The sequence below is a fragment of the Paenibacillus sp. FSL M7-1414 genome (assembly GCF_038003195.1).
GTDB classification, from domain to species: Bacteria; Bacillota; Bacilli; order Paenibacillales; family Paenibacillaceae; genus Paenibacillus; species Paenibacillus amylolyticus.
In genome coordinates this window covers 4,534,480-4,555,921 of the sequence record NZ_JBBOOS010000001.1, presented here as the reverse complement: position 1 = coordinate 4,555,921, position 21,442 = coordinate 4,534,480, and the positions used below count along the sequence as shown (strand labels likewise).

19 protein-coding genes are annotated in these 21,442 nt (G+C 45.3%); 8 read left to right on the top strand and 11 right to left on the bottom strand.

Annotation, left to right across the window (positions count from 1 at the left end):
- Positions 1–456: 456 nt before the first annotated feature.
- Together MHH92_RS19805 and MHH92_RS19800 are read right to left on the bottom strand one after the other, a co-directional pair.
- Positions 457–978, bottom strand: a complete 522-nt coding sequence (locus MHH92_RS19805; RefSeq protein ID WP_340905801.1) for a GNAT family N-acetyltransferase — start codon at positions 976–978, stop codon at positions 457–459.
- A 562-nt stretch (positions 979–1,540) separates the two neighbouring features.
- On the bottom strand, positions 1,541–2,443 hold the full coding sequence (locus tag MHH92_RS19800; protein WP_036674941.1) for a hypothetical protein: 903 nt from the start codon (positions 2,441–2,443) through the stop codon (positions 1,541–1,543).
- Positions 2,444–2,723: 280 nt separating this feature from the next.
- Here MHH92_RS19800 and MHH92_RS19795 point away from each other — a divergent pair, with 280 nt between their 5' ends.
- On the top strand, positions 2,724–3,005 hold the full coding sequence (locus MHH92_RS19795) for a DUF6809 family protein (RefSeq protein WP_340905799.1): 282 nt from the start codon (positions 2,724–2,726) through the stop codon (positions 3,003–3,005).
- A gap of 137 nt (positions 3,006–3,142) precedes the next feature.
- Here MHH92_RS19795 and MHH92_RS19790 read toward each other — a convergent pair whose 3' ends face one another.
- The gene (locus MHH92_RS19790) at positions 3,143–4,519 is read right to left on the bottom strand and encodes a right-handed parallel beta-helix repeat-containing protein (RefSeq protein WP_340905797.1); all 1,377 of its coding nucleotides are present in this window, start codon (positions 4,517–4,519) and stop codon (positions 3,143–3,145) included.
- A gap of 553 nt (positions 4,520–5,072) precedes the next feature.
- Positions 5,073–6,665 carry a catalase gene (locus tag MHH92_RS19785; RefSeq protein ID WP_445744676.1) on the bottom strand — a complete coding sequence of 531 codons (1,593 nt, stop codon included), beginning with the start codon at positions 6,663–6,665 and terminating at the stop codon, positions 5,073–5,075.
- Positions 6,666–6,870: 205 nt separating this feature from the next.
- Between MHH92_RS19785 and MHH92_RS19780 the strand changes: the two genes are divergently transcribed.
- Positions 6,871–8,835 (top strand): ATP-dependent DNA helicase, encoded by a 1,965-nt coding sequence (locus MHH92_RS19780; protein ID WP_235200822.1) that lies wholly within the window; start codon positions 6,871–6,873, stop codon positions 8,833–8,835.
- A gap of 492 nt (positions 8,836–9,327) precedes the next feature.
- On the opposite strand, the gene cysK is transcribed toward MHH92_RS19780, so the two are convergent.
- From cysK to MHH92_RS19760, 4 genes are all read right to left on the bottom strand, one after another.
- Complete coding sequence (gene cysK, locus MHH92_RS19775; RefSeq protein WP_192134052.1) at positions 9,328–10,284, bottom strand: cysteine synthase A; 957 nt, start codon at positions 10,282–10,284, stop codon at positions 9,328–9,330.
- Positions 10,285–10,446: 162 nt separating this feature from the next.
- The gene (locus MHH92_RS19770; RefSeq protein ID WP_036674948.1) at positions 10,447–10,830 is read right to left on the bottom strand and encodes a hypothetical protein; all 384 of its coding nucleotides are present in this window, start codon (positions 10,828–10,830) and stop codon (positions 10,447–10,449) included.
- Between the two features lie 454 nt (positions 10,831–11,284).
- On the bottom strand, positions 11,285–11,518 hold the full coding sequence (locus MHH92_RS19765) for a hypothetical protein (RefSeq protein ID WP_017687536.1): 234 nt from the start codon (positions 11,516–11,518) through the stop codon (positions 11,285–11,287).
- On the bottom strand, positions 11,515–12,552 hold the full coding sequence (locus tag MHH92_RS19760) for a nucleotide-binding protein (protein WP_340905790.1): 1,038 nt from the start codon (positions 12,550–12,552) through the stop codon (positions 11,515–11,517). The genes MHH92_RS19765 and MHH92_RS19760 overlap by 4 nt, the downstream gene beginning before the upstream one ends.
- A gap of 949 nt (positions 12,553–13,501) precedes the next feature.
- On the opposite strand from MHH92_RS19760, the gene MHH92_RS19755 reads away from it, so the two are divergent.
- Positions 13,502–14,236 (top strand): YitT family protein, encoded by a 735-nt coding sequence (locus MHH92_RS19755; protein ID WP_036614465.1) that lies wholly within the window; start codon positions 13,502–13,504, stop codon positions 14,234–14,236.
- Between the two features lie 123 nt (positions 14,237–14,359).
- Here the strand turns inward: MHH92_RS19755 and MHH92_RS19750 are convergent, their stop codons facing one another.
- Positions 14,360–14,830 carry a DUF2188 domain-containing protein gene (locus MHH92_RS19750; RefSeq protein WP_076216968.1) on the bottom strand — a complete coding sequence of 157 codons (471 nt, stop codon included), beginning with the start codon at positions 14,828–14,830 and terminating at the stop codon, positions 14,360–14,362.
- 391 nt (positions 14,831–15,221) lie between these two features.
- On the opposite strand from MHH92_RS19750, the gene MHH92_RS19745 reads away from it, so the two are divergent.
- The 3 genes from MHH92_RS19745 to MHH92_RS19735 all read left to right on the top strand — a co-directional run bounded on the left by MHH92_RS19745 (position 15,222) and on the right by MHH92_RS19735 (position 18,085).
- The gene (locus tag MHH92_RS19745) at positions 15,222–16,022 is read left to right on the top strand and encodes a lipid II flippase Amj family protein (protein ID WP_036614460.1); all 801 of its coding nucleotides are present in this window, start codon (positions 15,222–15,224) and stop codon (positions 16,020–16,022) included.
- A gap of 137 nt (positions 16,023–16,159) precedes the next feature.
- Positions 16,160–16,768, top strand: coding sequence for a TetR/AcrR family transcriptional regulator (locus tag MHH92_RS19740; protein WP_315372130.1), 609 nt, complete (start codon positions 16,160–16,162; stop codon positions 16,766–16,768).
- A gap of 81 nt (positions 16,769–16,849) precedes the next feature.
- Positions 16,850–18,085 (top strand): MFS transporter, encoded by a 1,236-nt coding sequence (locus MHH92_RS19735; RefSeq protein WP_340905782.1) that lies wholly within the window; start codon positions 16,850–16,852, stop codon positions 18,083–18,085.
- A gap of 103 nt (positions 18,086–18,188) precedes the next feature.
- On the opposite strand, the gene msrA is transcribed toward MHH92_RS19735, so the two are convergent.
- The gene (gene msrA / locus MHH92_RS19730; RefSeq protein WP_340905780.1) at positions 18,189–19,151 is read right to left on the bottom strand and encodes a peptide-methionine (S)-S-oxide reductase MsrA; all 963 of its coding nucleotides are present in this window, start codon (positions 19,149–19,151) and stop codon (positions 18,189–18,191) included.
- Positions 19,152–19,331: 180 nt separating this feature from the next.
- Entirely contained in the window at positions 19,332–19,943 is a 612-nt protein-coding gene (locus MHH92_RS19725; protein ID WP_036614914.1) for a TVP38/TMEM64 family protein, read from the bottom strand.
- 199 nt (positions 19,944–20,142) lie between these two features.
- On the opposite strand from MHH92_RS19725, the gene MHH92_RS19720 reads away from it, so the two are divergent.
- Together MHH92_RS19720 and MHH92_RS19715 are read left to right on the top strand one after the other, a co-directional pair.
- Complete coding sequence (locus MHH92_RS19720; RefSeq protein WP_340905777.1) at positions 20,143–21,081, top strand: Gfo/Idh/MocA family protein; 939 nt, start codon at positions 20,143–20,145, stop codon at positions 21,079–21,081.
- A gap of 32 nt (positions 21,082–21,113) precedes the next feature.
- Entirely contained in the window at positions 21,114–21,428 is a 315-nt protein-coding gene (locus tag MHH92_RS19715; protein WP_340905775.1) for a hypothetical protein, read from the top strand.
- Positions 21,429–21,442: the final 14 nt, after the last annotated feature.

Sequence of the window (21,442 nt, the reverse complement as noted above, 5' to 3'; positions counted from 1 at the left end):
TAGACCTGCTTGCAGCTTAAAGCCTCTTGCCCTCCTCTCTTATGAAAATGGTTCTTCCCTTTTTTCTTTACTGAAAAAGAAATTAAGGAGGTAGAACTCTACAGGCTAGAAAACTCTATGAAGTAGGAATGTATATGTAAAATGAATGCCTGCCAATGATTATGTGTTGCAGACAAAATGTAAAACTCATTTATACGCATTGATATCTTATTTATGGTAAGACCTGATACCCATCTTGAAAATATAAGATTCCAAAATAAATATTTAAATTGTAATATATTCCATTTATACAAACATATAGTACACCTAATCATCCGCACGAGTCAAGTTTATAAATTAATTCTATTACTTATCAAAAATAGATCTTAAAAGACAAAAAAAGCCTAACCCCTCAGTATCTTAAACGAGGAATTTGGCTTATGATCTTCAGCTTAAACAGTCGCGTCCGATTGGTGATTAGAATAATGATTTATTTGTCCATTTATAAGTAATGAATTTTAACATTTGCCCATTCATTTCAAATTCTTTATCACTAGTTTCAATATGCTCGAATCTGTTTTGCTCTAAAACTTTTTGAGATGCTATATTGTTGGTGGTTGTTTTTGCCTTAACTTCTTTTATATCTAAATCAACTATTGTATTGAGTAATAATTTTAATGCTTTTTTAGCAACACCTTTTCCAGTGTGGATTTGTCCCACTCTATAGCCAAGAAATCCTATTTTATCGGAATCATCAATATCAACTAAATTTATTCTTCCAAGAATCGAGTTATTTTCGTCTTTTATTAAATAAAAAAAGGAGAGTCCTTTGACTTGTTCATCAAGTAGAGATTCATTCCTTACTTTAAAAACCTCAGGTATGTAATAATCATCTCCTCGAGACGGTACCATTTCCTCGAAAAAAATTCTGTTTTCAATTTCGAATTCATACAAGTCTTCAATATCTGTGACTTTTAACTTCTCAATTACTATATTCATGATCTTCCTCCAATCAACTTGAATGCTAAATACTACGAATCTGCTTATGTAAACTATAATCTGCACCAAATTTCATTTTGTTCTAAATCCTTTTTTTTTTGAATATCTTAAAAATATTGAATTTAATGAAATTAAGTTTTTGTGAAACTGGTTAATTCACTTTTAAGTAAAGGAAGCTTAGCGGACAATGATTGGGTAACAGCCGGGAGGACATACAAAAACTGAAATCTTTATCATATGACCCGGACTGGTGCTATAAGAAGCCTACTGACTAGCTTATAAGAGATAATAATGTGATGAAAAGTTAAAATACAACTAACAAAGAATATTTAATAATGTAATCTCTTGACAAGCATTCAAGAATTATTTTGTGTTGATCTTTGTCAAGCATTGGTCTTAACTAATGGAAATGCTTGAACCTTCGCTATCACTATAAGAAACAATAGCCCTCGACAGCTGTATTCAGCAGTGGGGGCTGTTGTTTCTTAATCCATCAATCATTAGGTAATAGCCTTTGTTTCAGTTTTAGACTAGACATTACATCTTAGTTCTTTAGTTCTGACTAGTAAATAAATTTGTCTAATTCTGCATCAGTCATTGCTTTATTACTGTACAAGTAAGGGATGGCATCATGGTAATCAGTTAAAAAAGACTGGTCCCGTTCTGACTCTTCATTAATATATTTATATTTCCAGTTACGATCTTCTTTTGGTATTGCAAATCTGAGTTCTTTCTTGGTGGTCCGATAACGAATTTTCCCTTTTGGGTTAATATATGCGGTTTCTTTTTTAGCCCTTTCTAGAATTACACGCATTAAAAATTGATTCGCACCAAAGTGATACTTTTTTCTAACGATATTTTTTGGAGTTAATAGAATCTTGTTATTTTCATAACGATAGCAAGGGGCTGTTACTTTTTCCCATGATGATGAGACGAAATTCCACGTATCAAAGGTGTCTTCTGAATTTGGCTGAACATTTCTAATAGCTAGTTGTTCTAGAGTAAATGTATTCATTTGGAGATGCAGAATATTAGTTATCATATCTGAAAGACCATCTTCATTAAAACCTGGTATAGTAACAGGTAAATCCATCGCTTTTGCAATAGAGGGTACACTCACAGTCAAATTTTCCAGATTTTTAAAAGTTACTAGCAGACCTTCTGCTGTATTTCCGTGACCATTATCTCCCTTACCATAACCTAATTTTGTAAAATTAATTTCTCTTGCGCAGGATAGTAACTCTAGTTTTTTAGGTGTATCATTGTTACGATACGCTTCATAAAATTTATTGAAAAAATCATCCAACAATTTGGTTGCGTTGCTGTACCAAGGTCCTTGTTGAATTTCTATTAAACAAGGGTCGATAAACAATTTTTGATCATCTAATACATTGATATCCACGAATTCAAAATGAGAATGTCCAGTTCTAGCATGGTTAAGAAGTTCGGAAATATGTTTTTTCATATAACCCCCGTTCTAGTGCTCATGCACTAGGATAATAGTATAGCTCTTAGGTTGAAATTACTATTACACAATTCTACTTTACAATATTATACATGATTCTACAATAAGCTTGGTGAGCAATTACCCTAGACAGATTTGGCCTTATAATATTGTTTGATGCAGGTTAGATGAGATAAAGGTATGTATTTTCCTCTTAACACAAAAAACACTAGCGGTTTTCCCGCTAAATCCGCATTTCACCTCATCCCTTGATGTACAATTTTCCTGAGGTGACCTTACCATGAAGGATAACATGTCAAACCTGATCGAAGATTTGTTTCACGGGAATCTGCGGTTGGACGAGTCGATTCATCCTGAGCAGGCTGAGTATCAAGAGATCAATCGTCAAATATCGGACATGATGCAAAACTACAAAACAAATCTCACAGATACAGAATACGATGCTTTGGAGCAACTGATCGACTTAATCGGACAATCCACATCTATGTATGTGGAAGCAGCGTTTGAGCAAGGTTTTCGCACAGGCGGCAGACTCATCATTGAGGTTTTAGCTAAACCGTGAGTATTTACCTACTTCATAAGCCAGCGGCAGACAATGCACAGCAATTCAAAAATCCCCTCCTCCATTACCACCGATCAGGCTGGAATGGGAGAGGGGACTTTGCTATTAAATTATTCTTTTATCTTATTATCTACCACTTACCGCGCACCTATATTCTTACCCACTGGCGTACCCGAGCCAATCAGATCACTGCCACCCGCAAGCTTGAGGAAATTGCCCAGGACAGGCGTTCCGTCCGCGCTACGTGTTACCGAAGGCACGAGGGAGACAAAGTCGGCTGCGCTGGCGAGCAGGCCTTTGGCGTTCTCGCTTTTTTTGTTCTTCCACCAGACGTTGGTGCTGCTGACGTCGGTTCCGCTTGTTTTGTCGCTGGCGCCGCCTTGGAAGGACAGGTTGTTGGTGAAGATGTGGGTGCCTACATCAAAGGCAAAGTTGCTTTGCCCATTGTTCCAGGAGGTGTTGTTTTTCATCTGGATCGAACCGGGATTGCTGTTGTAGGTGAAGCCATGCTTTTTGTTATTAAACGCAATGCTGTTCTCAACGATATGATTCACTGCAATCTTCTCGCCGCCCAGCTTGAAGCCGTTACCATCGCTGTTGGAGGTAGAAGTGCCGTCTGCGGTTGCGCCATTGGCGTAGGCGATGCTGTTGCGGATCGTAACCGCGCCGATGGCGCCTGTGTCCGTTTTGCTATACAGATCCCAGCCATCGTCCACGTTATAGGCCGCAATACAACCGTCGAAGACATTGCCCGGGCCTACGGTCAGTTTGGCCGCAAAACCGTCTGCATCCTCGCCGTCATCCGGGTCATAGTTATTGTGGGAGTAGGAACGAATCACTTCATTATATGCAGGCCATTCACTCTTGGCGGCTGTGGAAGCATAACGTCCCATCTGAATACCCGTATCCCGGTTGTGATGGGCTTCGATCTGCTCCAGACGGTTGTAACTGCCTCCGATGAAGATGCCGTTATCGCCCGCACCCTTCACCTCAAGCCCTTTGACGAACCAGTAGTCTCCGAACATTTGCAGTCCACGATTGGTGGAAGCGAAGGCCTGGGCTGAGAAATCAAAGACCGGTTTTTCCGATCCATACGCCACCAGGTTTTTACGTTGGCTCGATGTGCCGCTGTTGCCACGTTCAATGGTAATGGTCTGGGAGAAGGTGTAGTTGCCGCCGCGTAGATAGATGGTCTTGCCTGGGGCGATCTGGGTCAATGCGTTAGCGAGTGACGTTGGACTGTTGATCGTACCCGGATTGCTGGCTGAACCGTTAGGAGACACATACAGATCACCCGCAGCAAGTGCGATATTCGAAGTCGCCACCGATTCAGAGGGATTTTGCAAGCTGCTCTCGATCAGCTCTTCAGCACCAACCGATCCACCACCAATCAATAATAGAGGGAACGCGGCGCTCAGACAGATATGGGCCATTTTGGATTTGAGGGAGCGTTCTTTCAGAGAACGTGCAGATCGTGCAGATACATGAGTAGATGTGGATGGGAATAATTTCATTACGTAGACCTCCTTGGTTAATTGGGAATAGAATGAAGAGCATGTGGTAGCCGTGTACCAGACCGTTACCTATGAGATAGATCATGCCGGCTGGTTAGATGTAATCTCTAGGACACAGCTTTATGGTAAATGTTGTAAGCGTTATCATCAATAATCATCTGATCAGATGGAGGTACATGCAGGCAGGTCAGGCCTGCAAGCTTCCAATGCCTGTAATATCACGTGAATTATGTAATCTTTCCATTGGGTGATAGCTCTCATTTAACGAAGAATCATCTGAAATGAACGTAGAGAAGTACGCTTTTCCATCCTCAGAGTACCAGTTTTACTTATGATCCACTCCTATGAACTTCATTCAACCTAAAATAAATAGAAGCCTACATCCTGAAGTGAAGATTATACTCAAACTAGTCATGAAAAAGCCCTGATAGCAGCTGCAACTGGCAACTTGACGATCAGGGCTATGTTTAATTCAGAACGTAATCTGCTTACTCAACATACTCGAATGTACTAACGGTGTCAGACTTATCAGTCTAAACGCTGTCCAGCTATTTTAATATCCGTCCGTCTCACGACTGCGTTTCTCAGCTTGCTCCACGCTTGGTTCATGTTTCGGTTGGACCGTCGCACTATCATCGGTTGGCACAGAGGCCAACCCTTCAGAGACGCGCCGACCGTAATCCGCATCTGCTTGGGTGAAGTAAGAGATCATGCGCTCCCGGATATCCGGTTTGCATTGTGCCAACGCGCCGACCATGTTGCTGATTAGCTCATCCCTCTCCCAATCTTCGAACGCCCGGTACGTATCACCCGCTTGTCCAAAGTCATTGGTGCGCTCAATCTTCTCGCGGACAAGTCGGCCCTCCACCAGTGGTTCATGCTCCTTGCCACGAGGGGGTGCTTCCTTTAAGCCACCAAGCGAAGAAGGTTCGTAGTTCACATGTGGATTCTGACCCGGTGCACGATCCACCTGATACTGCATCTGCCCGCCGCTCTGATTCGTTGCAACCCGGTTCTTCGGTGCATTTACAGGCAATTGCAGATAGTTCGCACCCACCCGGTGACGCTGGGTATCCGAATAGGAGAAGGTGCGCCCTTGCAACAGTTTGTCATCTGAGAAATCCAGCCCGTCCACCAGGACACCTGTGCCAAACGCTGCTTGCTCCACTTCATTGAAATAATCCTCGGGATTACGATTCAGCGTCATTTTGCCAACAGGTAGAAAAGGAAACTGCTCCTGCGGCCACAACTTGGTCGGGTCCAGCGGGTCAAAATCCAACTCCGGATGCTCGCCGTCCTCCATCACTTGAACGCACAGCTCCCATTCGGGATACTCCCCTTTTTCAATAGCGTGATACAGGTCCAATGTCGCATGATTGAAGTTCTGTCCTTGAATCTCGCTCGCGTCTTTTTGCAGCAGGTTGCGTATCCCTTGATTGAGCGGTTCCCAGTGGTATTTGATGAGTACGCCCGTGCCTTCCTGATTGATCCATTTGTATGTATTAACACCCGACCCTTGCATCTGCCGATAATTCGCTGGAATGCCCCATGGAGAGAAGAGGAATGTCACCATATGGGTAGCTTCAGGACTTAGCGATACAAAGTCGAAAAACCGCTCCATATCCTGTGCATTGGTCAACGGGTCTGGCTTGAAGGCGTGTACCATATCCGGGAATTTGAGCGGGTCACGAATGAAAAAGATTTTCAGATTGTTACCCACCAGATCCCAGTTGCCATCTTCGGTATAGAATTTTACAGCAAATCCGCGCGGGTCCCGCAGGGTCTCCGGTGAATGTCCACCATGTATAACGGTAGAGAAGCGAACGAACACGGGCGTTAGTTTGCCTTTTTCCTGAAATAGACGTGCACGTGTGTACTTCGATACCGGTTCATCCCCGGCCGTTCCATACGCTTCAAATACGCCATGAGCACCAGCACCACGGGCATGGACCACACGTTCCGGAATACGTTCACGGTCGAAGTGAGTAATTTTTTCGAGAAAATGATAGTTCTCCAGCGTAGTCGGTCCCCGGCTGCCAACGGTTCGTACATTCTGGTTGTCCGTAATGGGATGACCTTGTCGATCCGTTAATGTCTCAGGGTCTTTGTCTGAGGAATGCTCTGATTGTGAAGACTGATGATTCATGGAGTGGAGCACCGCCTTTCCTTAAAGTGGATTCCTGTATATATTTTCCCTGAAAATTGGTTCTATACATTAAACCTCGCAAATAATCTCGTAAAAAAAGCTTGTCACCCGCTTCATCGCGTGAGATAATTAACTTTTGCCCTGCGGCCTTTTTTGAACGGAAAATGAAAGAGGACCGCGTCTAAGAATGGAGGCTGACCTAGGATTGTCTACACAACGTTATCCTTTTGCATATGATCCGGCTGAACCTTTTGTATCCCGTCTCGGGGAATGGGTTGCCGATGTTTTTTACGATATTTTGCCAGAGTTCGGCTTCGAGGTACGGGATGAACAGATTTTTATGGCGTACCAGCTCGAACGGGCCTATGGAGATAAAAAGACCATTATGGCGGAGGCCGGTGTCGGAACAGGCAAGACGTTAGTCTATCTGCTCTACGCGGTCTGTTATGCACGTTATACGGGCAAACCGGCAGTGATCGCCTGTGCCGATGAGTCCTTGATTGAACAGCTTGTGAAGCCCGGTGGAGATATTGCGAAGCTGGCTGCACATCTGGACTTGGAAGTGGACGCACGTCTGGGCAAATCACCGGATCAATACGTCTGTCTGAACAAACTAAGTGCGATGCGATTTGCGGATGAGGATGCCCCTGTTATTGAAGAAGTGCATGAGAGCCTTCCGGATTTTGTGAACACACCGGGTACACTTCAGGCCTTCCATCCGTATGGTGACCGCAAACAGTATCCACATCTGAATGATCGTCAGTGGAACAAAATTAACTGGGACCCGTTCCAAGATTGTTTTGTTTGTCCTAAAAGACAACGCTGCGGCCTGACGCTGTCGCGTGACCATTACCGTCGTTCCAAAGACATCATCATCTGTTCCCATGATTATTACATGGAGCATGTGTGGACCTATGATGCGCGCAAACGCGAGGGACAATTGCCACTCCTGCCTGATCACAGCTCAGTTGTATTTGATGAAGGACATTTGCTGGAAGAAGCAGCCCTGAACGCACTGAGCTACAAGCTGAAACACCGCATCTTTGAGGAACTCGTCACTCGCCTGTTAGAAGGAGAGATTCGTGAATCCCTCGCGGAGTGTGTGGATGAAGCGATTGAGAGCAGTGAGCGACTGTTTGCGTTGCTGGATACGTATACGGTCGCGATCCCTGGTTCGGAACGGAAAGAAGTTCGGGTAGAGCCGCCACTGCTACGTGAGATTGAACGTCTGACGAGTGTGCTGGATGCAATCGGCGAAGAATTGGTATTTGAGAGCGGATTGTTCTCGCTGGATGGTTACCAGATGCGTGTCGTGGAAGAACATCTCGATATGATTCAGTCTGCGCTTGCCTTGTTCCGCAAGGAAGATGGTTACATCTGTTGGGCGGAAGAGAGCGAGGATGAGACGACCTTATCGATCATGCCGCGCACCGTGAAGGAAATGCTGAACGAGCGTGTGTTCAACACAGGTATTCCAATCGTGTTCTCCTCTGCGACGTTATCTGTGGACAGTTCATTCCGTTATGTGGCGGACAGCCTGGGCATTGATGATTTTGTATCATTCTCGGTGGCTTCCCCGTATGATTATGCGGACAAAATGAAGATGAAAATTACCGATGAAGCTATACCGGGTCACCCGGAGAACGAAAATCGCATGCGTGATGCGGTGTCGTTACTTCAGGAGAGTGGAGGACGTGCGTTGGTTCTGTTCCGTACGATGGAAGAACTACGCGCATTCAAGCAGGACATCGTTCATGTACCTGAAGCAGAAGGTTTGCGCTTTATGTATGAGGGCGACCGGGAGATCAGTGATCTGATCGCGGCGTTCCAGCAGGATGAGGAGAGTGTGCTGTGCTCCGTTAATCTGTGGGAAGGACTGGACGTTCCGGGTCCGTCATTATCCAATGTCATGATCTGGTCGCTTCCGTATCCACCACAGGACCCTGTCTTCAATGCAAAACGTAGTGCGTCAGCAGCACCATACGAAGAGATCGATCTTCCGTATATGCTCTTGCGTGTGAAGCAAGGTCTCGGACGTCTGATTCGGACAAGCACGGATTCCGGTTCCGCGGTCATTCTCGATGAATCGCTGTATACCAAAAAGGAAGCCAAAGACCGCATTGCGGCCCTGCTTCCTGAAGGTGTGGAATGGACAACCCTGACACACTAACCAGCTTACGTTAAATATTCTTGCTTTATTTTTGATGATAAGGTTTCTTACCAAAATAAGTTCTTGTTCTCTGCGGATTCACCATCCGTATGTGAGCATGAGCTTATTTTTTTATTTTGATGGTTCCTTCAATGTACTTCGCTTCCCTTTTTTCATGGGATTTTCCCTCGCTCCTCGCTACCAATCGCTCCAACATTCTACCGAACCTACCGCACCATATTAGAGTGATAATGAAGAGATGTAAATTCTAACGAATCTCAGTAACGTTATCCCGCCGAAAATAGCTTTTAAGCCTGTAAATCGACCGAATTTGGAGGAATAAACGTCGCTGTGATTCGTTACACGTCAGACCTGCGCAAATAGGAGCGAATAGCGTGTGTCAGGTTCATTTGAACCAATGACCAATGAGCGCTAATAAGGGAGGGCCTCTGTCATGCTCATGACTTATGGGAGATGGAAGCCCCTTTGTGATGTGTACAGATTTTTGCTGTGTTAAAAAATACCCATGCTCAGATACCGTTCCCCGGTATCCGGCGCAATGCAGAGCACGCGGTGCCCCGGCCCCAGTTCCTTCGCAATGCGAAGGGAGGCCCACACCGAAGCCCCGGAGGAAGGGCCGAGCAAAAGCCCTTCCCGGGCAGCAAGCTGCCGCATCGTATCCAGTGCGTCCTCATCGGACACCTGGATGATGGCATCCCACACGTCGGTATTCAGGATGTCCGGAATGAACCCCGGACTTGTACCGACGAGCTTGTGTGGTCCGGGCTCGCCACCGGACAACACCGGAGAACCTTTGGGCTCCACCGCATAGATGCGGATATCGGGTAACTGCTTGCGCAGTTCTTCCCCAGTGCCAGTAATGGTTCCGCCGGTTCCCGCCGTCGCGATGAAAGCATCCAGCCTGCCTTCCATCTGCTGCATAATCTCGGGAGCCGTCGTGATCCGGTGAATGTCCGGGTTCGCCTGATTTTCGAATTGCTGCGGAATGAAACTTCCTGGAATGTCTGCTTGAAGTTCTTTCGCTTTGCGAATTGCACCAGGCATCCGCTCCGCAGCGGGAGTGAGCACCACATCTGCGCCGTAGGCTTTCAGAATGTTGATGCGTTCCTTGGACATATTGTCCGGCATAATCAGAATGGCTTTATATCCTTTGGCGGCGGCATTCATCGCAAGACCAATCCCGGTATTGCCGCTCGTCGGTTCAATAATGGTAGCACCAGGGAGCAAGTGTCCCGCAAGTTCAGCCTGAACGATCAGGTTGTAGGCGGCACGGTCTTTGACGCTGCCACTTGGGTTGAAGTATTCCAGCTTCACATATACGTCAGCGGAGTCGCTTCCTGTGAGTCGGTTTAGTTTAACGGCAGGTGTCTGGCCGATCAGTTCTGTTACATCTGCGGCAATGCCTGTATGTGCGGGTGTTTGTTTAATCGAATGTGTATTCAAATCCATGAAGTACAGCTCCTTGATTGATAAGACGTTGAGAGTATATCCGGTTGAAACTATATCATGCCTTATTGGAATGGTTGGATATCTCTATTCCATCTTAATGAACGTAACCTTCCGTGGTCAACTTGTTTTGCTGGGAATGGGTTCTATATTGTCAGAGTTGTATCAAGTCTGCGCCAAGTCCATCTGCAGATGCCGACTGAGTTCTTTTTTGACTTCATTGCGTGCGAATGTCCACAGCATATAGAACCGTTGCCAATACCCTCTGCACATATACAGAGTTTCGATACCCTCGGCTTCCCGTTTCTCTTCCAGTACTTTGACACCGCGGGTTCTCATCTGTTTACGAAGGGCCAACATCTCCTTGAGCACATTGTTTTGAATGCGGGTCAGCGACAGAATGTAGACTTCGGGCATCTTCAGCAGCAACGTATCCAGTGTGTGAATATCTCGTTCAAGTACATCCAGCAATAGCGTGCGCACAACCAGACCTTTGATCAGACGATGGTCTTCATCCGCAGGGGATGGGGCGGAAGTTGAGGATGTCATATGTTCACTTCCTTAACCTTTAATTGGAATTTTATATTTACAGAACATGTGTTCCTATATTATAATCAATATATGTAATGGAGATACACAATACAACCGAGAAATATTGGAAGCACACATTATCGCATTTTCCTAAAGGTACAGATAGTGAGTGAGGCTAGGGATTTAGGGACAAGCCTGCTCCAAAATAAGGTATAATTTATGGGTTTTGCAGGAAACCTAAGGCCATAAACCAAATAAACCTTATGCAATGCAGTCTGCTACAGAAGTAATTACAAGCAATGAATTGCGATCATGATTCAAGGATGCCTTGCCGCAACACGATGGCACCAGGTCAACGAGTAGAAGCAGTTTTATTTTAGCGAAAATGAGCAACAAAAAAGCCCCTGCCTTGGGCGGCGGGGCCTATGGAATACTGCCGATTCAGCGGCAGGTTTGATGATGTGTTCAGAAATTAAGCAAGATATTGAGGTTTTTCGTAGAACGCCTCTTTTTCAAGGATGACCTTATAAGGTCTTTCCTTGCCCTTCAGGGAGGGCCCAATGGTAGTTAGCGGTACGGCCGGCTTGTGGAAACGATCTTCTTCCTTGGGTTCCGGAACCGGTCGTGATGATTCGGGCGCAGAACTGAGGCGTACCTTTTTTTCGCTGCCCCAGCGCTTGCTTATTTTTTTCGTTTCCGGTTTCATTCCGGTTCGCCTCCTAACAAATCGTTGATGGCGTTGAACAGTTGACGATTCTGTAGGTCAATCTGCTGAAATACCGCCTCATCCGCTTCAATATGTCCAATAATGTGAACGGTGATTACATACCTCTTGGCTACAGGATAGCATAGCAGATACTCTTTCTCAAGGTAATCATCATACAGGTTGATCTTGATTTTATTCTCCCGGTAAGAATCAATAACCAGGATGCGCTTGGGATCATCCGGCTGTTTGTCGTCGTTAGCGGACAAGTTATACTTTCTCCCCGGTTCTCCAACATTACCACATAATTGCTCAATATAACCACTGTCATCTGTACGGTATATGGCTGTGCCACGTACAGCGAATGGAGGATGAGAGACAAAGGCAGTACGCAGGGCATCGCTCATTCGCTCCAGCATCTTGGCATCTGCTTTGCGGGTACGCAGCAATTCCCTAAAGAACCGCAACAACTTAAGCAGTTGTAACCTCGCTTCTCCCTCAGTGCGTTTATGCTTCTCAATGATGTTCTCCAATTCTGGATCACTCCAGCGTCCTTGTTCCTCAATACTGTCTGCGATTTTGGAACATGCCACGGACACGGCTGGTGCCCACTTTCCGTCGGAACGGATTTCATATACGAGTGGATTTAATCCCAGCAGATCTGTGGGCATACGCAATCCTTCGACCTTGGTTGTGTCCTTGATGTCTGTAATATCCTCAGGAAGAATGAAAAAAATACGTTTTCGTCCCAGACGACCCATAAACAGACCCATTTCCAGCATTGTATTATCCCGGACTGACGCGTAGTACTTCCCGCGAATTTTGGATATATCATCCGGATGAAAAATAAAAATGGCAAAGTCAGTCGTACGGACCTCTACTTCCAGATCGTCCATGGTATAGCTACTTGGATTAAAAACCCCGGAATACCAAGGGGTAACTTCGGCTGAAAAACGTAAGTTTTCGTGTACTGCGGCTGCAATCGGCTTCGCTTCCAGCGAGCAGCCAATAAAGACTCTTGGCTTTAACGTTTTCATCAATCCGCCTCGCTTAAACGGTAGTGGGATTCAATTGTTATATTATACCATAAACAGCAGAGTAAGTCTGGAAACGTCTGAACTGGACAAAGAATAAGCCGATTACGTTTGCTATAGTGTATGTGTGAAAGGAAAATGATTCCTTTAAAAAGCGCAAGAAAATAAAAAAAGGCCCCAATTTGTCACAGTTGGGTGACTGACAGTTATTTTTGGAAGCTTTGGTCATAGAATAAAGGAGCAGGTTGCACCATTAGCAAGCATTGCTTATCCTGGTGTTGCCGTATGACTGCTGGAGCAGTCCAAAGGCTGCTTTATGCCTGTTTTTGAGGGGTCTACTGTTTAGACCCGGTCACGTTGGTGTTATATAATAGAAGAACAAGCAAGTTAGCTTTGGTGTTTAAACTGAATGAACTTGCAACTGCTGTAAGTTGGATTTACAATTTACACAGGAACGAAGAGTGCAGAACCCATCTGTAGAAGCGAAGCGTTCGCCTGAAAGCTTTTTGAATGAAAGCAACTTAGGAAGCATAAGCGATCACCGGATTTTCCCCAGAGGGAAAATGGAATTCCAAAAATCCGGGGATAACCGCGATCAAAAGAGGGTACTGTAATCCAAGTGTAAGTGTACAATTAAATGTTCAAGCTTATGCATTGTAGTTATTTTTCAGTTTAACTGAGCACAGCTAACCACAACAGAACAGAAAGGATCAGGATACCATGAGTTCCCGAAGGACAATCTCCCCAAGGACGATCTGGAAACGTTACGATCTCTCATACACATAGCGCCCCTTGTAGAGTACACCAACCGGTTCAAAAAAACGGCTGACTCTGCGAAAGAGGGGATTGGAATGAATATTCGAAGGACGTACACGATGATTTCTTCCAGGCTTACCTTTTGCAGGGTACGGTCGGTATAAAAAACCAACCTACAAACTGCGAGGGAACCTGAATGAAGAGAACATCGTTAACCTTACAACACGTTAAAACAGAGGCGATCAAATTCGCCATTATGCTACTCGGTACATTTATTTTAGCTTTTGCTTATTATCACATTAACTTTCAGAATCATTTATCGGAGGGCGGATTTGTTGGTCTGGCCCTGCTCGGAAAATACGCAACAGGCTTATCACCTGCTATCGGTATGTTGTTACTGGACATTCCGGTCATGATCCTGGCTTGGTTCCTTAAAGGCTGGAAATTCATGATTCAGGCATTGCTTGGCGTCGGTGCATTTTCCCTATTCTATGACGGCTTTGAACGATACTCCACACTGGTATTGTCGTTTAACGGAAATCTGTGGATTCCGGCAGTTCTATCCGGTATATTGACAGGGGTAGGCGCTGGGATCGTGCTTCGATTCGGTGGAGCGACAGGTGGAGACGATATTCTCGCCGTGCTGGTTAGCCGCTGGAAGGGATGGAAGCTGGGAACAGTTTTCTTTGTCAGCGATGCTTTTGTATTGGGATTGTCGCTTTTCTTTCTTCCGGTAAAAGAAACTTTATATACGATTCTGGCCGTATGGATTGCCAGCAAAGTCATCACGTACGTCGTTAGTGTTCCGGCTCGCGGAACCGTGGTTACAACTTCGGCTGTGAAATTGCCGATGCCATCGGCTGCAGCCAAGGCAGTTAACGCTGCTGCTATTTCACAACGGACTACGGTGGCTAGAGGTGTATCCAATTAACCATACGTTTCAGAACAACCATAACCTTGTATGCACATTCAGGTCTTGATAGTTAAAGTTCATACAAAATCCCTTTTGACTGCTCTTCAGCAGCAAAAGGGATTTTGTTGTTTTCCGATTCATTCAAGACTTGATCGAAGAAGCAATCTGACCATCCTGATTATGGATAATCGCTCGAATATTTTGTTTGCTACTCAGTTCTTTGGCCTTATCTACAGCTTCTGCCTTAGTATCAAATGTGGACAGATAGGTAGACTTTCCTTCTTCTTTGATCGCCCAGCCGGAGTCAGTAGGCACGACATGGATGTTGTCATGACTTTTGGACGAAGAGACGGGCTCGGAATGACGACGATCTGTGGAAGACGACTTTTTAGGGTTGGAATTATCGGAAGAAGATGTGGAGTCCGATTTCGAACTTTCCGGTGCGGGATGATTTTCATCCCATTCTTCCGCCTTAGCTGTCGCTATGGCAATCGAGCGTCCTTCCTCATACCCGTCATCGAGCAGAGCATTGGCAATCTCAATTGCTTTATGTCTAACACGTGGTTCCAGGTTCTTCATGGATACCGGATAATCCTGTTTGTTCCAAGGCATATGAACCCCTCCTGTACAATAATGGATTATTTGTATATTACCCTGTGAGGAGAGGGATAAACGATGAACATCCGAGGTCGTAAGTGCATGTACCGATGATCTATATAAATTGAAATAAACATTCACACGAAACGGAGAGGACAGAAAAAACCTGAAGAAACGAAGTGTTCGCCTTTATCCCCGGATTTACCCCTTTCTAAAAGGAATCAAAAAATCTGGGGATAACAGCGATCGGAAGGTTGTTCTGTCATCGGAGTGTCCCAGTGTCAACATTCTTTAGTTCAACTTATATAAAAGGATCTCGTTCCTATACTTTTGCAAGCCAGAGGAGTATAATGCTGTCCATGAAAGAAATAAGTTCAATAACAGGAATATAAAGGAGTACATACATATGTTTAGTCTTAGTCTGGCAATCCCTATGCTGTTCACTATGCTGATTCATGCCGCAGACAGCTTGTCATACGCGCTCCGCCTCGGTGGATTACGCACCCGCAGAATCGCGTTGGCCATTTCATTGGCAGGTATCTTGTTGTTGGTTTCTCGAACCTCGAATATGGCCCAGGGTCCGATGGTAGGTAATCTAGTGGATACTGCAACACGTGGAACCAATCCACACTTTGCGGCGCAGCTGCACTGGTTAATGGGTGCGGCAACAATTGGAACGGCATTAGCCATATTGTGTTTTCCAACCATGGTGAAGCTCTCATCAAGAATGGTTGTACATTTTGAAGCAGCCGGTTCCATCCCTGCGATGGTTCGCGGTATGCTGAAGCGAAGCAAGATTAGAAATGCAACGTATTACATCACCCCGCCATCCTGGAAGATGGCCAAACGATTGGTACAACATGGGATGCCAAGACGGTTAATGCTGCTTAATGTAGCGGTAACCGCAATCTATACCACAGGTGTCCTGTCCAGCTTATACGCAGCGTACCTTTACCCAGGGCAGGCTGTAGCTGCATCCCAATCAACCGGGTTAATTAACGGAATAGCGACTATTTTGTTAACCATCCTGATTGATCCGCGGATTTCCCTGCTCAGTGACAAATCATTACGTGGCGAGATCCGTTTGGATCGCATGAATCAGATTTATGGTTGCATGCTCGTATCCCGTTTATTCGGTACTCTGTTGGCACAGTTGTTATTAATTCCATTTGCGTATTGGATCGGTTGGATTGTAAGTATGATGTGACTTCTTCTTTCCTGAATTGTAGCCAGGCACTCTCTTGTACATCCTTTTGAAACAGCAAATGAGAGGGTGCCTGTGCAAAATGAATTGACGGAGTATTTGTGCTGTGATACTATTAGACCGAATAGTCGGTTTAATTTATGGAGGTTTTTCCAATCGAAGTTAAACGAAGAAAAGATGTTACACAGATAAAGAAAGACATTGCACGTAATACCAAGGAACTTTTTGCCCAAAAGGGATATAGTGCAACTTCCATGGAAGACATATGTACGATTAACAATCGGAGTAAAGGCAGCATCTATTATCATTTCAAAAGCAAAGAAGAGTTATTCATGTATCTAATCAAGCTTAACAATGAAGATTGGATGGATGCTTGGCTGGACAAAGAATCCGGGTATAAGACTGCCATAGACAAATTGTACGGACTTGCTGACCATTACGTGGATGATTTGGCTAACCCGCTGAATCACGCCATTAACGAGTTTGTCTCGGGTCAGGTCGTCAGTCAGGAGATGCTTGATGAGATGCTTTCCCTGATCCGTATTCCGTATGCGACATATGAGTCCATTATTACTAAAGGAATGAAAGATGGGGAGTTAAAACCGGATGACCCACAGGATGTAATGCACATTATCTACGGTCTGTTTAGCGGATTGACTACACTCTATTATGAGAAGGACCTGACGGATATTCGTCGTATTTACCACAAAGGCATGGCCGGTCTACTGGCAGGCATTCAACAACGTTAACCATGAAAAGCTGATGTAACGTCAGTTTTTCTTTTTAAATATTAATAAACCGGACAGTCGGTTTAAAAGAGGAGATGGCGAATGAACACATTGTTCAGAAACAAAGCTTTTTTAATCGTGACAGGGTCTGATCTGCTGCAAAATCTGGCGATATGGATCCGAAATATGGCGATCCTCTATTATGTGATGGATCGAACTCAAGGAAGTCCAATAGCTGTCTCGCTGATTACCGTACTTGAATATGCCCCGATTTTTGTTTTCTCCATCATAGGCGGTGCACTTGCTGATCGCTGGAATCCCAAACGTACGATGATACTGGGGGATATTCTGAGTGCGTTGTCTATTGTCATGATTATTGGCGTCTTATCTTCCGGGTATTGGCAGATTCTATACGTAGCCACGTTTGTATCCTCTATCGTTAGCCAGTTTTCTCAACCATCCTCTCTAAAGATTGTGAGGCGAAATGTAAAGGGAGAACATTTGCAGTCTGCAATTGCTATTACACAGAGTGGTCAATCGTTGTTTTTAATTCTCGGACCAATCGTTGGAACGTTTATATACACTGCAATGGGAATTCAGGCATCCATGTACGCATTACTCATTCTATTCCTGATCTCTGCGCTTCTACTCACATTGCTTCCTAAAGACGCCACTCAACGGGAAACAAATACCTCATTATTAGCGGATATCAAAGAGGGCTGGCAATATGTTGCTCGATCTCGCTCGTTAAAAATGCTTAGTCTGGTATTCATCTGTATAGGGCTTTCTGCAGGTCTCATCAGTCCACTTGGAATATTTCTGATCACCGAACGTCTGGGACTTGAAGCAACGTCGTTACAGTTTCTCTCTGGAGCGTCCGGAATAGGTTTATTGATTGGAGGAGGTATTGCGGCTGCTGTAAGTGCCAAGCTGAACCAGACCTTAACTCTGCTTGTAGGTGTGCTGTGTCTGGCTGTAGCCACGATGGGGGAAGTGTTATCCAGTTGGTTCTGGCTGACCCTTTTGATCAGCTTCTTGAGCTCAATCAGTATGGCATTTATCAACGTCATCATCTCCACGTACTTGGTCACTCGGATAGATGAGCACTTGATCGGGAGAGTGAATGGCACCATCACCCCTTTATTCATAGGAAGTATGCTTCTTGGATCTTCCATGGCAGGTGTACTGATGAACAGCACATCCATTTTTATCGTCTACGCAATTTCGGTTACCGTGATGATCCTGGGTATTGTTCCAGCGATGCGAATTCAATTTCGTAATGATCAGACGGCTTCTGCCAGCCAATTAAATTCGGAAATCTCTTCGAGCCAAACCTAATCAATGCATTCTCATGCAACAATAGTTCGTCTATGAAAAAAAGAATGTACAACAAAAAAGCAGCGGGATCATCCCACTGCTCTTTTTGTATTTGCATTATAACTTATTGGAAAAGGACGGCGTACTCACCGTATCCTTCTTTTTGCAAGTCTTCTTTGGATACAAAACGAAGTGCCGCAGAGTTGATGCAATAACGCATTCCACCTGCTTCGGCAGGACCATCGTTGAACAGGTGACCCAGATGGGAATCGCCCTCACGACTTCTCACTTCGGTACGAATCATGAAGTGGCTGAGATCAGTTTTTTCCTTCACGTTGTGGTCACGCAATGGACGTGTGAAGCTCGGCCAGCCGCAGCCGGAGTCGTATTTGTCGGTAGAACTGAACAATGGCTCGCCAGATACGATGTCCACATAGATACCATCACCGTGGTGATCCCAGAATTCGTTATGGAATGCAGGCTCGGTCGCGCTGTTCTGCGTAACTTCATATTGAATCGGCGTCAAACGCTCTTTCAGCCCATCTTTATCCACGTTACCGGTCCAGTTGCGTTCGATGAAATCTACACGTCCAGAACCTTTGCTGTAGCGTTTGTAATGGGCAGGGTTCTTCCGGTGATAATTTTGGTGATGTTCTTCGGCTTCATAGAACGGTTTGGCTGGCAAAATCGGAGTGAAGATTGGTTTATCAAAACGTCCGCTTTGTCCCAGCTCCGCTTTGGAAGCTTCCGCAATCTGGCGCTGTTCTTCGCTGTGATAGAAGATGGCCGTCTGATAGGAAGATCCACGGTCATGGAATTGCCCGCCTGTATCCGTAGGATCAATCTGCTGCCAGAACAGTTCAACCAGTTTCTTATAAGGGAAGATGGCAGGGTCAAACGTAATTTGCACAGCTTCTACATGTCCTGTTGTCTCCGAGCAGACCTCTTCATATGTTGGATTCTCAGTATGTCCTCCTGTATAACCCGATACGATCTTATGAATACCGGGCAGTTCTTCAAAGGGGGATACCATACACCAGAAGCATCCGCCTGCAAAAGTTGCTAACTCACTTGAATGTTGTTCCATGCTATAGTCACTCCATTTCTGATGAAGATTTAGCGCTCGTGTTCGAGCTCCAGCAATCTACCGTTTTATTAAAACTTGTTACACAAGCATTAGCTTGCTCTTCTATTATATCCTGAATTGGCAAGCCAACCAAGCCGGAATGAAAACAAGCTGAATCTGAACGGTTTGCGAATTCTGAATTCAGGCTTTGTTGCGTGACCGAAAGCGAAATAAGAGCAATACAATGGCCATGAACACCAGATATCCGGCAAGGATGGCCAGGCTCAGCCAGATTGAGGTTTCAGCCTGTGCACCTGCATAGGCAAATACAAAAATCGCTGGCATTTTCCCAATGGCCGTGGCAAGCATGAAGACCCAGAATGGCGTGTACGTTATACCTGCGTAGATATTAACGGCCATCTGGGGCACGATCGGCAACAGTCGCATCGACATGACACCCATGAACGGATGTGCTTCCATCCAAGTGGTAAAACGGTTCAGACCCCGAATACGTTCGAGGTACGATCTCGCCTGATGTCTGAAGATGGTTCTTGCTCCGCCATAAACGAGCATGGCAGCAAGTGTTGTGCCAAGCCAGCATATCCAGGCTGCTGTGGTGGTACCGTAACTGTAACCAAAGGCGATAATAACAAACTTATAAGGAATTACAGGCACAAGAGCAAACAATGTTGCCATGGCGAGTAACAGCGGAATGGACTGATGGAGATCGGTCCAGGCCAGCAGTTCATATCTGTAAATAAACGTGACTCCTGCAAGTAAAACATATAACAGAAGCCATAACCATTTTCGCAAAATCCCAAACGCTCCTTTCAGATCAGGCAGGTCTGGTCGTGTCCCGATCTGTACTGCTGTTCCTCCTAAGTTTACCACGTTCGCCCATTGTCTGAACAATTCGTGCGAAGTCTGCTGCAATCACTGGCAAGTTGCTGTCCGAAGGGTTACACTATAGGACGTGGAAATATAGAACCGAACTGAAGGTGGAATGATCATCATGGAAACAACCCAACGTAAACGAGTTGCAATTATCGGCCTCGGCGATATTGCACGTAAAGTATATTTGCCGCTGTTGACAGCTCATCCGAACGTGGAGATTGTAGGCATTATGAATCGATCTCCGGAGCCGGTCAAAGCCGTTCAGGAGGCGTATCGATTAGAACGGGGAACAACGGATCTGAAGGAACTGTTGTCCTGGGACTTGGATGCGGTGTTTGTACATACAGCAACGGAAGCGCACTTTGACATTGTCATGCAATGTCTGGAACAGGGATTAGCCGTGTACGTAGACAAACCTTTATCCTATACGATTCGGGAGTCGGAAGAGATGACTGCTTTTGCCGAGGCACAAGGGCTGCTACTGGCAGTAGGCTTCAACCGCAGATTCGCACCGATGTACCAAAAAGCGAAAGAATGGATGCAGGGTGGAAAAGGTTTTGAATCCTTGACAGTGACCAAACATCGTACAGGCATTCAGGATCGTCCTGCGGCAGAAACCATCTATGATGATCTCATCCATATACTGGATCTGATGTTGTGGTACTCGGATCATAATGTGGAGTTGCTTCATCAATGGATTCGGAAGAATGATCTGGACAGACTGCTGCATGCAACCGGAACGGCCAAGCTGGGCAGAACAGCCTACGGTCGATTCGATATGGTGCGTGAAGCTGGGGCAGATCTGGAGAAGATCGAATTGCATGGTGGTGGACGATCTGTTGAAGTGGTGAACATGGACATTATCAGCTGCATGGAACAGGGGAGTCTGGAAACCAAAGAAACATTCGGGAGCTGGGACACCGTGTTAACACGCAGAGGTTTTAGCGGAGCAGTTGATAATTTCCTGGCTTGTCTGGACTCACCTGATGATTGCCTGATCAGTGCAAGTCATGTCATGGACAGTCATGAACTGGCGGAACAATTGATTCGCAAATAATTGCAGAATACACATACGGAGGAATACAAGTCATGGAAGAATATGAAAAGGAACGTAATAAACAGATCGAGGAAGCTGTTGTAGAAACCTATAAACAGGAAGAAGAGATGATGATCCTCGTATTTGCCCAGTGGTGTGTCAATAATGGTTTGGACCCGGAAGAGATGTACCGGCAAGCCTACCCGAATCAGCAGAGCAACGAGCGTTTGCAACAGGTGCAGAAGCTGATTGTATCCAAGGAGGAAGCCGGTGAGATTCCGGATGATACGGTACTTGGCGTGTTGTCCATGTTTGGCAATGAAGATCTGGCGATGGTTGTATCCGAGGCCATAGCCGCGCGCAAATAAGTTCAACTTACGTA

Bases quoted from the DNA above. Each gene is read 5' to 3' on its own strand.
- MHH92_RS19735 (WP_340905782.1), top strand. From the start codon at position 16,850: ATGAACACATTGTTCAGAAACAAAGCTTTTTTAATCGTGACAGGGTCT.
- MHH92_RS19755 (WP_036614465.1), top strand. From the start codon at position 13,502: ATGAAGAGAACATCGTTAACCTTACAACACGTTAAAACAGAGGCGATC.
- MHH92_RS19785 (WP_445744676.1), bottom strand. From the start codon at position 6,665: ATGAATCATCAGTCTTCACAATCAGAGCATTCCTCAGACAAAGACCCT.
- MHH92_RS19745 (WP_036614460.1), top strand. From the start codon at position 15,222: ATGTTTAGTCTTAGTCTGGCAATCCCTATGCTGTTCACTATGCTGATT.
- cysK (WP_192134052.1), bottom strand. From the start codon at position 10,284: ATGGATTTGAATACACATTCGATTAAACAAACACCCGCACATACAGGC.
- MHH92_RS19740 (WP_315372130.1), top strand. From the start codon at position 16,160: ATGGAGGTTTTTCCAATCGAAGTTAAACGAAGAAAAGATGTTACACAG.
- MHH92_RS19790 (WP_340905797.1), bottom strand. From the start codon at position 4,519: ATGAAATTATTCCCATCCACATCTACTCATGTATCTGCACGATCTGCA.
- MHH92_RS19800 (WP_036674941.1), bottom strand. From the start codon at position 2,443: ATGAAAAAACATATTTCCGAACTTCTTAACCATGCTAGAACTGGACAT.
- MHH92_RS19760 (WP_340905790.1), bottom strand. From the start codon at position 12,552: ATGAAAACGTTAAAGCCAAGAGTCTTTATTGGCTGCTCGCTGGAAGCG.
- MHH92_RS19765 (WP_017687536.1), bottom strand. From the start codon at position 11,518: ATGAAACCGGAAACGAAAAAAATAAGCAAGCGCTGGGGCAGCGAAAAA.
- MHH92_RS19715 (WP_340905775.1), top strand. From the start codon at position 21,114: ATGGAAGAATATGAAAAGGAACGTAATAAACAGATCGAGGAAGCTGTT.
- MHH92_RS19750 (WP_076216968.1), bottom strand. From the start codon at position 14,830: ATGCCTTGGAACAAACAGGATTATCCGGTATCCATGAAGAACCTGGAA.
- MHH92_RS19720 (WP_340905777.1), top strand. From the start codon at position 20,143: ATGGAAACAACCCAACGTAAACGAGTTGCAATTATCGGCCTCGGCGAT.
- MHH92_RS19770 (WP_036674948.1), bottom strand. From the start codon at position 10,830: ATGACATCCTCAACTTCCGCCCCATCCCCTGCGGATGAAGACCATCGT.
- MHH92_RS19795 (WP_340905799.1), top strand. From the start codon at position 2,724: ATGAAGGATAACATGTCAAACCTGATCGAAGATTTGTTTCACGGGAAT.
- MHH92_RS19805 (WP_340905801.1), bottom strand. From the start codon at position 978: ATGAATATAGTAATTGAGAAGTTAAAAGTCACAGATATTGAAGACTTG.
- msrA (WP_340905780.1), bottom strand. From the start codon at position 19,151: ATGGAACAACATTCAAGTGAGTTAGCAACTTTTGCAGGCGGATGCTTC.